At 66.4% G+C, this 14819-nt stretch carries 19 protein-coding genes; 6 read left to right on the top strand and 13 right to left on the bottom strand.

All coding sequences use genetic code 11. The features are described from left to right. Positions 1-16: 16 nt before the first annotated feature. Positions 17-418: a 50S ribosomal protein L20 gene (rplT, locus tag AC1DYL_RS08150; RefSeq protein WP_055873058.1), complete on the bottom strand. Its 402-nt coding sequence runs from the start codon at positions 416-418 to the stop codon at positions 17-19. A gap of 13 nt (positions 419-431) precedes the next feature. Further along, positions 432-632, bottom strand: a complete 201-nt coding sequence (gene rpmI / locus AC1DYL_RS08145) for a 50S ribosomal protein L35 (RefSeq protein ID WP_069908210.1) — start codon at positions 630-632, stop codon at positions 432-434. A gap of 214 nt (positions 633-846) precedes the next feature. Here rpmI and AC1DYL_RS08140 point away from each other — a divergent pair, with 214 nt between their 5' ends. Beyond that, the gene (locus AC1DYL_RS08140) at positions 847-1014 is read left to right on the top strand and encodes a hypothetical protein (protein ID WP_477172743.1); all 168 of its coding nucleotides are present in this window, start codon (positions 847-849) and stop codon (positions 1012-1014) included. On the opposite strand, the gene AC1DYL_RS08135 is transcribed toward AC1DYL_RS08140, so the two are convergent. The 3 genes from AC1DYL_RS08135 to AC1DYL_RS08125 form a co-directional block, all read right to left on the bottom strand. Beyond that, a complete protein-coding gene (locus AC1DYL_RS08135) occupies positions 1011-1433 on the bottom strand; it encodes a MarR family winged helix-turn-helix transcriptional regulator (protein WP_477172742.1) in 423 nt (140 codons plus the stop codon). The two genes, AC1DYL_RS08140 and AC1DYL_RS08135, sit on opposite strands and share 4 nt — an antisense overlap. A 151-nt stretch (positions 1434-1584) precedes the next feature. Further along, complete coding sequence (locus AC1DYL_RS08130; protein WP_477172741.1) at positions 1585-2355, bottom strand: hypothetical protein; 771 nt, start codon at positions 2353-2355, stop codon at positions 1585-1587. Between the two features lie 125 nt (positions 2356-2480). Beyond that, positions 2481-3368 (bottom strand): LysR family transcriptional regulator, encoded by an 888-nt coding sequence (locus tag AC1DYL_RS08125; RefSeq protein ID WP_477172740.1) that lies wholly within the window; start codon positions 3366-3368, stop codon positions 2481-2483. Between the two features lie 105 nt (positions 3369-3473). On the opposite strand from AC1DYL_RS08125, the gene AC1DYL_RS08120 reads away from it, so the two are divergent. Beyond that, positions 3474-4094: an NADPH-dependent F420 reductase gene (locus tag AC1DYL_RS08120; protein ID WP_477172739.1), complete on the top strand. Its 621-nt coding sequence runs from the start codon at positions 3474-3476 to the stop codon at positions 4092-4094. Between the two features lie 122 nt (positions 4095-4216). Beyond that, complete coding sequence (locus tag AC1DYL_RS08115; protein WP_477172738.1) at positions 4217-4579, top strand: DUF423 domain-containing protein; 363 nt, start codon at positions 4217-4219, stop codon at positions 4577-4579. On the opposite strand, the gene AC1DYL_RS08110 is transcribed toward AC1DYL_RS08115, so the two are convergent. Both AC1DYL_RS08110 and infC read right to left on the bottom strand, forming a co-directional pair. Continuing rightward, positions 4576-6816, bottom strand: coding sequence for a methyl-accepting chemotaxis protein (locus AC1DYL_RS08110; RefSeq protein WP_477172737.1), 2241 nt, complete (start codon positions 6814-6816; stop codon positions 4576-4578). The genes AC1DYL_RS08115 and AC1DYL_RS08110 overlap by 4 nt on opposite strands. Before the next feature lie 194 nt (positions 6817-7010). Beyond that, positions 7011-7547: a translation initiation factor IF-3 gene (gene infC / locus AC1DYL_RS08105; RefSeq protein WP_477151560.1), complete on the bottom strand. Its 537-nt coding sequence runs from the start codon at positions 7545-7547 to the stop codon at positions 7011-7013. Positions 7548-7738: 191 nt separating this feature from the next. On the opposite strand from infC, the gene AC1DYL_RS08100 reads away from it, so the two are divergent. Together AC1DYL_RS08100 and AC1DYL_RS08095 are read left to right on the top strand one after the other, a co-directional pair. Next, complete coding sequence (locus tag AC1DYL_RS08100; protein WP_477172736.1) at positions 7739-8539, top strand: alpha/beta hydrolase; 801 nt, start codon at positions 7739-7741, stop codon at positions 8537-8539. Positions 8540-8548: 9 nt separating this feature from the next. Beyond that, positions 8549-8887, top strand: a complete 339-nt coding sequence (locus tag AC1DYL_RS08095; RefSeq protein WP_477151488.1) for a YciI family protein — start codon at positions 8549-8551, stop codon at positions 8885-8887. On the opposite strand, the gene AC1DYL_RS08090 is transcribed toward AC1DYL_RS08095, so the two are convergent. From AC1DYL_RS08090 to AC1DYL_RS08075, 4 genes are read right to left on the bottom strand one after another with little or no spacing between them, the layout of a single operon-like run. Beyond that, complete coding sequence (locus AC1DYL_RS08090; RefSeq protein ID WP_477172735.1) at positions 8884-9534, bottom strand: GNAT family N-acetyltransferase; 651 nt, start codon at positions 9532-9534, stop codon at positions 8884-8886. The two genes, AC1DYL_RS08095 and AC1DYL_RS08090, sit on opposite strands and share 4 nt — an antisense overlap. Beyond that, the gene (locus AC1DYL_RS08085; protein WP_477151490.1) at positions 9531-10403 is read right to left on the bottom strand and encodes an NAD-dependent epimerase/dehydratase family protein; all 873 of its coding nucleotides are present in this window, start codon (positions 10401-10403) and stop codon (positions 9531-9533) included. The genes AC1DYL_RS08090 and AC1DYL_RS08085 overlap by 4 nt, the downstream gene beginning before the upstream one ends. A 12-nt stretch (positions 10404-10415) precedes the next feature. Then, a complete protein-coding gene (gene queG, locus AC1DYL_RS08080) occupies positions 10416-11606 on the bottom strand; it encodes a tRNA epoxyqueuosine(34) reductase QueG (protein WP_477172734.1) in 1191 nt (396 codons plus the stop codon). Continuing rightward, on the bottom strand, positions 11587-12264 hold the full coding sequence (locus AC1DYL_RS08075) for a glutathione S-transferase family protein (RefSeq protein ID WP_477172733.1): 678 nt from the start codon (positions 12262-12264) through the stop codon (positions 11587-11589). The genes queG and AC1DYL_RS08075 overlap by 20 nt, the downstream gene beginning before the upstream one ends. Positions 12265-12362: 98 nt before the next feature. Here AC1DYL_RS08075 and AC1DYL_RS08070 point away from each other — a divergent pair, with 98 nt between their 5' ends. After that, entirely contained in the window at positions 12363-13175 is an 813-nt protein-coding gene (locus tag AC1DYL_RS08070) for an undecaprenyl-diphosphate phosphatase (RefSeq protein WP_477151493.1), read from the top strand. Here the strand turns inward: AC1DYL_RS08070 and AC1DYL_RS08065 are convergent. Next, a complete protein-coding gene (locus AC1DYL_RS08065) occupies positions 13172-13894 on the bottom strand; it encodes a copper homeostasis protein CutC (protein ID WP_477156942.1) in 723 nt (240 codons plus the stop codon). The genes AC1DYL_RS08070 and AC1DYL_RS08065 overlap by 4 nt on opposite strands. Continuing rightward, a complete protein-coding gene (locus AC1DYL_RS08060; RefSeq protein WP_477172732.1) occupies positions 13891-14805 on the bottom strand; it encodes an ROK family protein in 915 nt (304 codons plus the stop codon). Before AC1DYL_RS08060 ends, AC1DYL_RS08065 begins: the two co-directional genes overlap by 4 nt. Between the last annotated feature and the right edge of the window lie 14 nt (positions 14806-14819).

The raw sequence follows: 14819 nt of genomic DNA, 5'->3' as shown, positions 1-14819 counted from the left end.
AGAAAAGGCGAGGTGATTAGGCCGAAATACGCTCGTGGGTGGTCGTCTCGATCTTGCCGAGATACCCCAGAGCCTTCTTGGCCTGCTCAACCAGCACGGCGAACGCTGCGGGCTCGGTGATCGCGAGATCGGAGAGCACTTTGCGGTCGACGGCGATCTCAGCCTTGCTGAGGCCGTCGATAAATCGACCGTAGGTCAGCCCGTGATCGCGCACGGCAGCGTTGATGCGCTGGATCCAGAGAGCGCGGAAGTTGCGCTTCTTGACGCGGCGATCGCGGTACGCGTACTGGCCGGCCTTGTCGACGGCGGCCTTCGCGGTGCGGATGGTGTTCTTGCGGCGACCGTAAAAACCGGAAGCGGCCTTAAGAACCTTCTTGTGGCGGGCGTGGGCGGTAACGCCTCTTTTAACGCGTGACATCTATCGGCGCTCCTTAACGGTTATACGGCATGTACCACTTGACCAGACTTTCATCGCCCTTCTTGAGGATCTTCGTCCCCCGATGCGAGCGAATGTAGTCGGCGTCGTGGCTCATGAGCCGGTGCCGCTTGCCTGCGACGCCTGCCTTGACGCGGCCGGTCGCAGTCATCTTGAAGCGCTTCTTGGCGCCCGATTTAGTCTTCATCTTTGGCATTTTGCTGTCCTGGTTAGAGGCGGCTCTGGGAGCCTGCATTCGGGATCGCCACGGCATGCCTTTTGGCCGGGCGGCCCGTCGAGAAGGCGGGTGTATAGGGGGAAACCGGTGGACACGCAAGGGGAGTCCGGGCCGGACGTCATCAGCGCGTAATATCGGTTTGCAGTGATCGCTGGCAAGCGCCGGCGAGAGGCGCGTTCCCAAGGAGCGTCTCATGACCGATCTGTTCGCGGTAAAGTCCGCGGAGCCACAGCGATTGCCGATCACCAAGGCGCACCTGCGCGGTGCCATCTGGCTGGCCGCGCTGGCGGTGCTGGTGCTGCTGCCGCGGCCCGATGCAGTCGACGCGCCGAAGCCGCTCGTCGTTGCGGTGCAGAACTAGCCGCGGTTGGCTGCGGCGAGTTCGCTCAACCCGTCGATCAGGTGCGCGGCTTCGGTCTTGCTGAGGCTCTTGAGGGCCTGCCGGTCGGCCACCGCGGCCGCAGCGGCGGCTTGCGGCAGCACGGTCTTGGCCTTCTCGCTGAGGTAGAGGCCCTGGGCGCGGCCCTTGCCGATCGAGGCTTTCTCGATCCAGCCTTCGGCTTCGAGCCCGGTGAGGGTGCGGGCGACGCCGGGCTGCTCGAGATCGAGCCGAAAGACCAGTTCCGCCTGGGTCAGCCCTTCACGCCCGGCGATCTCGCTGAGCGCCGTGAACTGCGCCGGGTGGAGGCCGAACGGCTCCAGCGTCTCGCGCAGGTGGTTGGCGAGACGGCGGGCCAGCTGGCTGGCGACGTGAAATAGAGTTTCCTTGTGGTCGAACACGGCCTCCTCCCCGAGGGGTGAGGCACTATCATAGCGTGTTGTGACTTAAGGCAGGGTTGCTGGCCCCCTCGCCGCTGTCATTCCCGCGCAGGCGGGAACCTAGTGCGATGCCGCGGTTGAGATATCCACTGCGGGAATGACGCCGGTGGTGCTACCGCACGATCTCCGACCATGGGCGGCCGCTGCGGGCTGCTGCGGCGGCGAGTGCGACGGTGCGCTTCTGCGGAGCGGTGAGTTCGTCCGAGACGATATTGGCGGCATTCGCCGGGTCGAGCATGGCGCGCGGCACCAGCAGCCGTTCGAGAAAGCCCAGCACGGCCCAGACATTGTCGGCCAGTGCCCCCACGGGTCGACGGCGGAGCGCCGCGTAGGTGGCGAGTTCGAGATAGTAGGACGGGAAATCGAGGCCGTTCTGGTCGCGCCAGAGCTTGAGGATCCGCACTTCTTCTTCGCGCTCGGCATCGCGGCTATCGAGCGCGTGCTGGTGGAGATTGGTGGTGATCGCTGCGTTGCGACGAGCCGAATAGATCTCGTGGATTTCCGAGATCATCGACAGGCGCTTGGCTGGCAGCAGGTCGACGACGACATTGCCGACATTGAGCGCAATGGTGACGTTGCGGCGGATCGGGGAGAGGCCGAGCCGCTGGAAGGCCGAGAACATCGACTCGTAGATTTCGGCGATGCGGCGTTCAGACTGGGTGTGGATCCACACCACGTAATCGACACTGATGCCGCTGCGATTGGCGGTGGACCTGGCGAAGCCGCCGCCCGGCGCCACGTCGGCGATGTGGCGGCTGCCCCAGGCATTGCAGAGGGCCGCGATCTTGGCGTCGATCCGCACCAGGGGCGACCCCGGTTGCCGATCGACCGCCTCGCGCGAAAGGATGTCGCGCAGGTATTCGGACGCCGAAACGGTACTCACTGCCACACTCATGCGGGCATTTTACGATAATGCCGTCCATCGCGCCAGTATTGGGAAAACCCGGATGCGCAAGTGGTTAGCTCGTAAAGTTAATCGTTGTGTGACGTCTGTATATCGTGGATCGCTTAGCCCTTGAGGCCGTTGGCGACTGCTTCCATGAAGGTGCTCAATCGGCGCGGCACCAGGCGGCGCGATGGATAGATCAGATGGATTGGCAGGGTCATCCGCTGCCAGTGCGGCAGGATCTCCACCAGCCGGCCGGTTTGGAGCGGCTCGGTGACCAGATCGACCGGCAGGTAGACGATGCCGGCGCCCTCGAGTGCGGCAGCAAGCTGTGCCTCGCCATTGTCGATCTGCAGCCCGCCCTCGACCTCGGCGATGACCGAAGCGCCGCCCGGTCCGATGAAGGGCCAGCGATTGCGCGGGCTCATGTTGAGATTGAGGATGCAGCGGTGGTGCCGCAGTTCCTCCGGCGTCGCCGGCAGGCCGAACGCCGTGGTGTAGGCGGGGGAGGCGACGCAGCGGAAACGGTAGGTGCCGATGCGGCGCGCGATCATCGCCGAGGCCTGCAACTCGCCCACGCGGATCGCCACGTCATACCCCTCGGCGATGAGGTCGGCGCGGCGGTCGTTGAGGCTGAGCTCCACGGTCACCGCCGGGTTGTCGTCGCAGAACTTGGCAATGATGCCGGCCAGCCGGTGGATGCCGAGCGTCGCGGGCCCGGTGGCGCGGATGCGGCCCGAGAGCTTGCCCGGCTCGGTGCGGGTGAGGTCTTCGAGTTCCGCGACGGCTTCGAGCACCGCCTCGGCCTGGGCGAAGAAGCTCTCGCCCAGTTCGGTCAGCCGTTGAGCCCGGGTGGTGCGCTCGATCAGCCGGGCGCCGTGATGTTCCTCCAGCGCCTGGATGCGGCGACCGACCATGGCCGGGGAGATCGACAGCCGCCGCGCCGCGCCGGCGAAGCTGCCCGACTTCACCGCCGCGACGAAGGTTTCGAGGTTGGTGAGCTCGGCCATTCGATACCTCGATGCAAGAGTGAAGCGCGGATCAGGTCAATTCTATACTGGGAGGCGAGCCCGTAGATAGAGGTCATCGCAATCGCAGCAGATGGAGTGCCTCAAATGACCACCGCAATTCTCGGCCTCGGCAATATGGGCAAGGGCCTTGCCAAGCGCCTGAGCGGCAAGACCGACCTCGTGCTCGGCGTTTCCAACCAGGCGGCCGCCGCTGAGTTCGCCAAGTCGGTCGGCGCCAGCGTCACCGACTACAAGAGCGCCGTGCTCGCCGCCGACACCGTGATCCTCGCGCTGCCCTATGGCGTGGCGCTCGAACTGGTGAAGACCCTGCCGCTCAACGGCAAGACCATCATCGACATCTCCAACCCGGTGAAAGCCGACTTCTCGGGCCTCTCGATCGGCCACACCACGTCGGCCGCCGAAGAGATCCAGGCCGCCGTCCCCGGCGCCAAGGTGGTGAAGGGCTTCAACACCATCTTCGCCAGCGTCTTCGACACCCCGGCGACGTCGACTGCGAGCGTTCCGGTGTTCCTCGCCGGCAATGACGCGGCAGCAGTCGATGCCGTTGCCGAACTGGTCAAGGCCGCGGGCTTTGCTGTCGAGAAGGTTGGCGGCCTCGATGGCGCCCGGCTGGTCGAGCCGGTCGGCATGCTGAACATCCGTTTCGGCTACGGCCTCGGCCAGGGCACCGGCATCGCGCCGACTTGGCTCAAGCTGGCCGCCTGACATCGGATCTAGTGCAGCAGACGAAGAAGGCCGGGAGCGATCCCGGCCTTTCTGTTTGTGCGCGAGGGCAGGTACTCTGGCGCGGATGCGGGCTGTGAGTCTCGCGTGCGGGGAGATTTTCGATGGCTGGGAACGGGATGGCGTCGCGCCTGCTGCTGGTTGCCGCGGGGCTGTGCGGAGCGCTCGGTGTCGCCGCGGCGGCGCGTGCTAGCCACTCGGCCGACGACAATCTGGGTATCGCGGCGAACTTCCTGCTGCTTCATGCGCCGGTGCTGATTGGGCTGAGCCTGATGGCATTCAACCGCGTGGCGGTAGCCGCCGGGGTGGTGCTGCTGATCGGGCTGGCGGTGTTCGCCGGGGATCTGGCGGCGCGGTCGATGCTGGGCGGCGCGCTGTTTCCGATGGCCGCCCCGATCGGGGGCGGTGGGCTGATCTTGGGCTGGGTGCTGGTCGCGGCGGCTGGGGTTTGGGGAAGTCGGCCCTAAGCCGCCTGCCGCATTCGCGTCGCCCCGCTCAGCGTAAAACTCTCGACGATGTGGTCGAGCTCGACCGCCTGCGCCTCGGTCTGTTCGATCGCCGCATTGGTCTCTTCGACCAGGGCGGCATTGTGCTGGGTCATCTCGTCCATCTTGCGGATGGCGGAGCTGACATCGGTGATGGCCGTCGCCTGGTCGCGCGTCGCTTCCGAGATGCTGGTCACCAGCGTGCTGTTTTCACGCACTGCGGCGAGGATGGCCGAGAGCTTCGCCGACGCCTCCTCGACGAGACGCGTGCCGCCCCGTACCTGCTGGGCGCTTTCGTCCACCAGTTGCTTCACGTCGGACGAAGCCTGCGCCGCCGATTGCGCCAGGCGCCGCACCTCGATGGCCACCACGGCAAAACCCTTGCCGGCTTCACCGGCACGCGCTGCCTCCACCGAGGCGTTGAGCGCGAGGAGGTTGGTCTGGAAGGCGATGTCGTCGATCAGCCCGATGATGTTGGAGATCTTGGCCGAGGACTGGGTGATCCGCTCCATGGCGCCGGTCGCCTCGGTCATCACCTTGCCGCCCTCGTCGGCCATGCGCGACGCCGTCTGGGTCTGGCTCGCCACCTGATCGGCCTTCTTGGCATTGTCCGCCACGGCGCCCTGCAGCTGGCTGATCGCCGCCGAGGTCTCCTGGATGGTCGAGGCCTGGCTACTGGTGCGCTGCGACAGGTCGTTGGCGCCGGCCAGAATCTCGCCGGTGGCGTTGCGGAGGTTGCGCGAGGCGCCCTGCAGCTGGCGGACCACGTCCGAGAACTTTTCGGCTGCGACGTTGGCGCTGGCCTTGAGCCGCCCGAAGGCGCCAGCGAACTCGCCGGTCATCCGGCGGCTGAGATCGGCATGGGCGAAGGCATCGAGCACTTCGGCCGTCTCGCCGACGCCGCGCTCCACCGTTGCCATCACCTGGTTGAGGCTGCTGGCGATACCGGATGTATCGGCGGCCGTGGCGGCATCGTCCACCCGGTCGGAGAAATCGCCGGCCAGCGCCGAGGCGACGACGCGCTCGACTTCGGCCTGCAGCACCGCGCTCGCCGCCCGCTGTTCGTCGTCGTGCAGGGCCTTCAGCGCCTTCTGCTCGTCCATGCTGCGGATGGCGAGGCCATTGGTGCGGAACACCTGCAGCGCCTGTGCCATGCGGCCCAGCTCATGCCGCTGCCCACCGGCCGCGATCTCGGTGTCGAGGTCGCCATTGGCGATGCGCTGCATGTCCTCGGCCATCAGCCGGATGGTGCCCGAGAGCCAGCGGCCGATCAGTACCGCCATGGCGATGCCGAGCAGCACGGCAGCCGCACCGACCGCCATGAGGACGGTCTGGGTAACGCCGGTGCTGCTGGTGCTGGTTTCGCCGAGCTTGTCCTGTCGCGCCACGATGCCGGCCTGCAGATTTTCGAGTTCGGCGCCGAGCCGGAGCCCCGTCGCATCGAGCTGCGTGGCTTCCACGTCCTTGCGTTCATCGGTTGCGGCCTTCACCTTTTCGGCCAACGCCAGATAGTCGGTGATTGCCGTTGCGGTGGCATAGGCCTTGGCCTGCGGCTCGGGCGTGAAGATGAAAACCGCGAGCTCGTTGGCGAGGTCGGCGGCCTTGGTGCCGGCTTCGCCGATCTGTGCGAAGTCGGTGTCGTTGCCGCCCAGCATGTAGCGATCCACTGCACCCAGCATGCCCAGGACGTTGGCGCCGATATCGGCTGTCTGTTTCACCGAGCTGAGGTCGTTGGTGGAGGATGCGTAGGCGGTGAGCTCGTCGAGCAGCCCGCGTGCGGCCTTCGCCTTTTCGGTCATCTCGGCCACGATGGACTGCCGGCTGGTGTCGAGCGTGACCACCGCCGTGAACGCCTTGCCGTAGGAGCCGACCACCGAGCGCACATTGGCGATCAGCGCACTGGCCGCTTCGTCGCCGGCGAACTCGGCGGCTGTCTCGTCCTTGTCGATGCTGAGCTTGCCCAGCCGCGCGTCGAACGCGGCGGCGGTGTCGGTGGTGCGGTCGGCGCGGTAGCGGAGTGCCGCCATGCGCAGCGCCTCGATCTCCTTGACGATCTGGCCGGTGGCCAGCGACTGGTGCGCCGCGAGGCGATAGTCGGCAAAGATCCCGGCCACGGCCTGGACCCCAAAATAGCCGGCAACGCTCAGGAAGCCCAGGAGCAACACCAGCGCGCCGAATGCGCCATAAATCTTCTGCGTAATGCTCAGCCGCTGCAGCATCTATCGATCCCCCCACCCGGTCCATCCCTCGACCAGCCGGAGCAAGATGCTAGGTGAAAACGCTTAACGGACCGGGAAATCCGCCGCGCCCGCCAGGGAAACAGCTTTCGGGAAAGCAGGAAAGAATTCCGGAAATCTAAGAAATGAAAAGGGCGGCCCGAGGACCGCCCTTTCAAACCCTATCGCTGTTGCCGTTACTTCGGCGCCAGCACCATGACCATCTGGCGGCCTTCGGAGCGGGGCGAGGACTCGACCTTCGCCTTGGCTTCGAGTTCGGCCTGCACCTTGACCAAGAGCTGCATGCCCAGTTCCTGGTGCGCCATTTCGCGACCGCGGAAGCGCATCGTCACCTTCACCCGGTCACCCTCTTCGAGGAACCGGTGCACCGCCTTCATCTTGGTCTCGTAATCGTGCGTATCGATATTCGGACGCAGCTGGATTTCCTTGACCTCGATCACCTTCTGCTTCTTGCGCGCTTCCGCGGCCTTTTTCTGGGCAGCATATTTGAAGCGGCCGAGATCAAGCATCTTGGCGACGGGGGGGACCGAGTTCGGGGAAATGATGACGAGATCGAGCCCCTGCTCCTGCGCTTCGGTCAAAGCTTCGCGAGTGCGTACGACGCCGCGGTTGGCGCCCTCGCCATCGATCAGCTGAACGTCGGGGGAGGAGATATCTTCGTTAGACTGCGGCCCATCTTTCTGGGGCGCAACGGGTCTCATGGGACGACGAATGGCAGGCGTTCCTTCGATTGTTACCGGAGCGGCGGGAAATCACCGCTAAAATCGTGCCGGGACAGGCATAAGTCAACACCGCGCCGGACAAGAAACATGCGCCGGGCGTGCTTTCGCGACAAACTGTTGCCGCAAGGTGAACTGGCAGGCAAAAGGCAGCAGCGAAATATCGGTTGCTGGAAGGCTCATAGGTGGAATCGGTGGAGTTTGTCGAGGTCGGTGAGGGCACGGACTTGCGCCACATCGCTGTCCTGAGACGGCCGGGCAGCACGCCGGGCATCTTCTGGCTCAATGGCTACCGCTCGGAAATGACCGGCACCAAGGCCTCGATGCTCGATGCCTTCGGCGCCGAGCGCGGCATCGCGGTGACCCGTTTCGACCATTCCGGCAACGGCCAGTCGGGCGGGAATTTCCTCGATGGCACGATCACGCGCTGGCTCGAGGAGTCGCTCGCGGTGTTCGCGACCACGACCGGACCGCAGGTGATCGTCGGCTCATCGCTCGGCGGCTGGCTGGCGCTGCTGATGGCGCGCGAACTGCGCCGGCGGGGCGGGGGCGACCGGGTCAAGGCGCTGATCCTCATCGCGCCGGCGGTGGACGCGACGGCCGAGCTGATGACCAAGCGGATGAGCAAGGCCGAGCTGGCGGCGCTGAAGCGCGCCGGCATCGTGCAGCGTCCGTCGAAATACTCGGACGAGCCCTATCCCTATACGGCCAAGCTGATCGAGGACGGCAACCAGCATCACCTGATGTTCGGACGCGGCATCGATGTCGGCGCCCCCGTGACGATCCTCCAGGGCGGCAAGGACCCCGACGTGCCGCGCGAGCACGCGATGCGGCTGGTGCAGCACTTGCTGACCGACCCGGTGACCTTCACGCTGGTGCCGGATGGCGACCATCGGCTGAGCCGCGAAGCGGATCTGGAACTGCTGCGTGCGGCGGTGGAGCGCGAACTCACGGCGCCGCCGGAGCAATTGGAACTGGAGCTTTAGGAGGGGACCATGACCGAGATCACCGACGACTACATGCGCGAGATGCTGGCCAAATCGCACGCCTACAGCGTGCTGGTCCTGAAGAAGGGGCCGAACTATCAGGCGGACGGCGACCGCAGCATCGTCTGGGAGCACGCCCGCCGAAACTTCGCCATGCGCGCCGCCGGGCAGCTCGCCATCGTCGTGCCGCTGGCCAGTGAGACGGACATGGCCGGCCTGGGGCTGTTCACCACCAGCATCGAGGAGACGCAGGCGCTGATGGCCGACGATCCCGCGGTGAAAGCCGGCTGGCTGACGTTCGAGGTGTATTCGGGGCGCAGTTTCCCGGGCGACAGCCTGCCGGGCTAGAACCGCAGCGCCGTTTTCTGTTGGCCATCCGCATCGAAGTTCGCCGGGTCAAGCCAGCGGTCGAACTCGGCCTTGCGGGCCGGCCACTCGGTGTCGATCATCGAGAACCAGGCGGTGTCGCGGTTCTCGCCCTTCATGATCATGTGCTGGCGGAACAGGCCTTCGTAAGTGAAGCCGAAGCGCAGGGCGGCGCGCTTCGAAGGGTCGTTCCGGTCGTTGCATTTCCACTCGAACCGGCGATAGCCGAGCTCTTCGAAGATGTGGCGGGCGAACAAGTAAAGCGCCTCGGTGGCGCGCTGCGTGCGGGCGATACCCGGGCCCCAGTAGATGCCGCCGATCTCGATGACGCCGTGCTCGGGCGTGATGCGCATCAGCGATTGCCGGCCGCCGGTCTTGCCGGTCGCCTTGTCGATGATGGCGAAGCGCATCGGGTCGGCCTTGTTGGCGACGCTGGTGATGTAGGCTTCGGTATCGGCGAGGGATTTCGGCGGCGGCTCGGATAGGTAGGCGAAGCGCTCGTCCGCATCGGGGACGTTCGAGGCGACGAACAGATCGGCGGCGTGCGCGAGGCCCAGCGGTTCGAGCCGCGTGTAGCGGCCGTCGAGGACGATCGGCTGCGGCGGGGCGGCAGGCTTTGGAGCACTCATGCGCGGCCCTTCCAGATGGCGTCGAGACCTTCGCGGTAGGTCGGATAGAGGAGATCGGCGCCCAGCGCTTCGAGCACCCGCTTCGACGAGACGCGCTTGTTGTCGGAGTAGAAGCTCCGCGCCATCGGCGTCATCTCGGCGGTCTCGTATGGGACTTCGGCCGGTGGCTCGATGCCCATTACGTGGGCGGCGTAGGTGACGAGATCCTGCGGCGGGGCGGGCTCGGTATCGGCGAGATTGAAGGTGCCGTCGAGGTCGCTCAGCGCGGCCCGCGCGGTGATCCGTCCGATATCGGCGACGTGGATGCGGTTGAACACCTGGCCCCGCTTGACGATGCGCCGCGCGGTCCCCTCACGCAGCTTGTCGAAGGCCGACCGGCCGGGGCCATAGATGCCGGCCAGCCGCTCTATGAACAGCGGCACGCCGCGCTCTTTGGCGTAGGCGCGCCAGGCCTCCTCGGCCTCGACGCGCTGCTTCGAGCGGACGTTCTGCGGCCGGGTCGGCGCGTCCTCGTCGATCCATTCGCCGCCGAAATCGCCATAGACACCGACGGTGGAGAAATAGCCGATCCACTCGAGGTTGGGTGCCGCATCGAGATCGGCGCGATGGAGGTTCAGCGCCGGATCGCCGCGCTCGTCGGGCGGGATCGACAGGATGACGTGCGTCGCCTGGCGCAGATCCTCGCTGAGCGTCGTGCCGGGCACTTCGCCGTCGAACACGTGGATGCGATAGGCCGAGTCGGCCATCGACTCGGCGGCTTCGGTGCTGCGCGTCGTGCCGGCGACCGGGATTGCGGGGTCAGCCAGCAGGTGCAATGCCCGCGCCGTGGCGCGCGACGAATAACCCATGCCAAAAAAGAACAGGCGCATTCTCTCAGAACTCTAATTCGCACGCGCCGGCTGGACGACCGCGCTCCACTCTGCCTGAACGGTGGTGTCGCCTTCATCGGGCAAAAACGCAAGCGCCAGAGCATCCGCGCGATCTTTCGCCACAAGCCGGCGCACCGCCCAAACGGCCGCGCCACGGATCAGCGGCTCGGGATCGGCAAGGCGGGCTTCGGCCAGCGGGATGAGTGTGGGGTCGCCGGAATTGCCGACGGCGATGAGTACGTTGCGGAGGAACCGCGCGTGGCCGATGCGCTTGACGGGGGAGCCGGCGAACAGGGCGCGGAAGCCGGGATCGTCGAGTTGCACGAGGTCCGCGAGCGCGGGGGATTTGAGCTCGTAGCGAGCGCGGAGCTTCATCTCGTGCGTTTCGGACGCGAACTTGTTCCACGGGCAGACGGCGAGACAATCGTCGCAGCCATAGATGCGGTTGCCCATCGGGGCGCGGAACTCGAGCGGGATCGGGCCCGGATGCTCGATGTTGAGGTAGCTGAGGCAGCGGCGCGCATCGAGCTGGAACGGCGCGGGGAAGGCGTTGGTAGGGCAGACATCGAGGCAGCGCCGGCAATTGCCGCAGCTTTCGGGGTGCGGCGCGTCGGCGGGGAGTTCGGCGCTGGTGAAGATGGCGCCGAGGAACAGCCACGAGCCGTACTCGCGGCTGACCAGCACGGTGTGCTTGCCCTGCCAGCCGATCCCCGCGGCCTCCCCAAGCGGCTTCTCCATCACCGGCGCGGTATCGACGAACACCTTCACCTCGGCCCCGGTTCGCCGATTAAGCAGCCCCGCAAGCTCCTTGAGCTTGCCCTTGATGATGTCGTGGTAATCGCGATTGCGGGCGTAGACCGAGATGTTGCCCAGCGAACGGTGCTTGAGGTCGGCCATCGGGTCGCTGTCCGGCCCGTAGTTCATGCCCAGCATCACCACCGACCGCGCCTCGGGCCACAGCGCTTCCGGCGCGCCGCGGCGTTCGGCAGTCTCGGCCATCCACGCCATCTCGCCGTGCCACTCGCGGGCGAGGGCGGTGTCGAGCTTTCCCGGCAAATCCGGCCGCGCATCGGCACGCGCCACGCCGAACGCATCGAAGCCCAGGGCCTTGGCGCGGTCGCGGAGTTCGGCGAGGAGCTTTGTGTCTGTCACGCTGCGCGGTGTAGCACAGTCAGAGGCAGCGTCAGAAATCGAGATCCGCATACCCGGTCGCCGCCGGCATGCCGGCCACACGGTCGTTGAGTAGCGTCCGGAACGCTGGCCGCGACTTGATGCGGGCGTACCATTGCCGGGTTTCGGCCGAGGTGTCCCACTGTACGTCGCCCAGATAGTCGAGGCTGGAGAGGTGGGCGGCCAGCGCGAAATCGGCGAGGGTCATGGTGTCGCCGGCGATCCAGTGGCGGGTGGCGAACAGCCAGTTGAAGTAGTGCAGATGCTCGGCGAGGTTGGCCTTCGCGACGCGCAGCACGCCCGGCTCGGGCGTCATGCCGCGCTGGTCGCGTTTGACGATCTTTTCCTCAAGCACGTAGCGGGTCACTTCGTCGTTGAGCTTGACCAGCACCCATTCGAGCAGCCGCCACATCTCGTTGCGTAGCGCCGGCTGTGAGGGGAACAGCCCCGCGACCGCAGTCGGCGCGTAGCGCTCCTCGATGGCGTGGACCACTGCGAGTGTCCCCACCACCGGCGGCTCGCCGTTCTCGGCGAGGATCGGCACGGTTGCCGCGGGGTTGAGCTCGAGCAGCGCGGGCTCGCGTGTCCACGGCTTGATGTCCTCCAGGTCGATGCCGACGCCGTATTCGGCGAACATCAGCCGGGCGAGGCGGGAGGAGGGGTCGAGCCTGTGCTGCAGCAACCTTGGCATGCGGGAAAAGGGTCCTTGCCGATCCTTGGCGGGGCCGGGCAAATCGGGCTAGATGCCGCCCGCGCCGCCCCGCCGGGTGGGATGAGTTAGGGGATCAGATGAACGCCGATCAAGGTCTTTTTGTGCCGCTGATCCTAGGGATTATCGAGGGCCTTACCGAATTCCTACCGGTCTCATCGACCGCCCACATCCTGCTCGCCGGACACTTCCTCGGCTTCCAGAGTCCGGGGCGGGTGTTCGAGGTGCTGATCCAGCTCGGCGCGATCCTCGCGATCGTCGTGGTGTATTTCCAGCGCCTTCTGCAGATCGCCAAGGACGCAATCGCCCGGAAACCCGGGGCTCTGCGCTTTATCCTCGGTGTGATCCTCGCCTCGTTCCCGGCGGCGATTGCCGGCGTGCTGCTGCACGATTTCATCAAGACGGTGATCTACGAGACGCCGGTGGTGTTCTGCGTGTCGTTGATCGTCGGCGGCATCGTGCTGCTCTATGTCGACCAGCTGAAGCTGACGCCGAAGTACACAGATATCTACAACTACCCGCCGCTGCTCTGCCTCTATATCGGGCTGTTCCAGATGCTGGCGCTGATCCCAGGCGTATCGCGCTCCGGTTCGACCATCGTCGGCGCGCTGCTGCTCGGCACCGACAAGCGCTCGGCGGCGGAGTTCACCTTCTTCATCGCCATGCCGATCATGGGCGGGGCGTTTCTCTACGACCTCTATAAGAGCCGCGAGTTCATCACGGCCGAACTCGGCGCGGCGGTGATCATCGGTTTTGCCGCGGCGTTCATCGTGGCGTTCTTCGTGGTGCGGTATTTGCTCGACTACATCTCGCGGCACGGCTTCGCGATCTTCGCCTACTGGCGGATATTCGTCGGCGCGATTGGGCTGTGGGGGATTTTGCTGTTCGGCTAGGCCGACATCGCCGCCTTGAATGCCCTGACCACTGCCGGATCGGTGCGCCGGCGCGTCTCCGCGGCGAAGCCCAGGCGCACGGCCGGAGCGCTGGATGCCGGGCCCGGTGAGGCGCAGGAGCTGTGGACTTCGTCGACCGGGACCGCGGCCAGTAGCGCGCCGACATTGGCGGGGGTGAGGCCTGAGCCGGCCATGATGTGGATGCGGCCACGGGCGGTGGCGTGGGCGATTGCGATGTTGTCGATGCCGTCGAGCGCGACGTGCACGCCGCCGGAGGTGAGGATGCGCTCGAACTTCAGAGCCACCGCTGCTTCGGTCGCCTCGGCGAAGTCCGGTACTAGGTCGATGGCGCGGTGCAGCGTGGAGCCGAGGCCCTCGGCCTGGTCCATCAGCCGCGCCAGCACTGTTACGTCGAGCTCGCCATTGGGACGCGAGGCGCCCAGCACCACGCCGGCGAGGCCAGCGGCGCGGATGGCGTCGATGTCGGCCAGCATGGCGTCGACATCGGCATCGTCGCAGACGAAATCGCCGCTGCGGGGGCGGACGATGGCGTAGACCGGGATCGGCGCGTCGGCGGCGAGCCGCATCAGGCCGGGGGACGGCGTGAGCCCGCCCAGTTCGAGGGCAGAGCAGAGTTCGATCCGATCGCCACCGCCGGCGACTGCCGCGATCAGGCTTTGCGGGTCGGCGACACAGACTTCGAGCAGGCGGGCGCTCACGAGGCGTTCTCCGTGAAACCGAGGATGGCGGCACCGACGAGGCCGGGCTCTACCGTGAGTCGCGAGGGCACCACCAGCGGTTCGCTGAGCCGGCGCAGGATGCGCTGGCGCACTGCGGTGTCGAGAAGCGCGATGAACTCCGGCACCTTGCCGAGCCCACCACCCACCGGGACGATGCCGGCGCCGATCACGTTGATCACCAAAGCCAGCGGACCGGCGAGCAGATCGACCTGCACCTCGATGGTGCGAGCGGCATTGGCGTCGCCGGTGCGCCAGGCTTCGACGATTGCGGTGCTCGGGAGCTCGATGCCGTGGAGTTGCTTGTGCAGCCGTTCCATACCGCGCGCCGCGCCGATCGTGTCGACGCAGCCGGCCTGGCCGCAGCCGCAGGGGAAGCGCGGGATGTCGACAGGCGGGTTGCCCGCCGAGGTGGCGGCCACCGGGCCGTGCCCCCATTCGCCGGCAAAGCCACCCGCACCGTTGACGATGCGTCCATCGATGACGATGCCGCCGCCGACTCCGGTACCGAGGATGGCGCCGAAGACGATGCGGAGGCCGCGGCCGGCGCCTTCGATGGCTTCGGCCAGCGCGAAGCAATCGGCGTCATTGGCGACGAACACCGGGCGGCCGAGCTGCTCGCTGAGTTCGGCTGCGAACCGCCGGCCATCGATGCAGGGGATGTTGGCGCAGGTGATGACACCATCGGCCGGATCGACCACGCCGGTGATCGAAATTGCCACCGGCGCATCGGTCGGCGCCCCCGAACTGTTGGCGACGCCGCGGATCGCGGTGGCGAAGGCGCCGAAGTCGTCGAGCGGTGTCGGCACGCGGCCGAGCGGGGTCAACTCGGACGGACTGGTAGCGACGGCGCCCTTGATGCCGGAGCCGCCAATATCGAAGCAGATAATCATCGGGGTTGAGTGCT

The organism is Devosia sp. P1_H9, assembly GCF_056405135.1.
The sequence above is the reverse complement of the archived record's forward strand: the minus strand, read 5'-3'. Positions and strand labels throughout refer to the sequence as shown.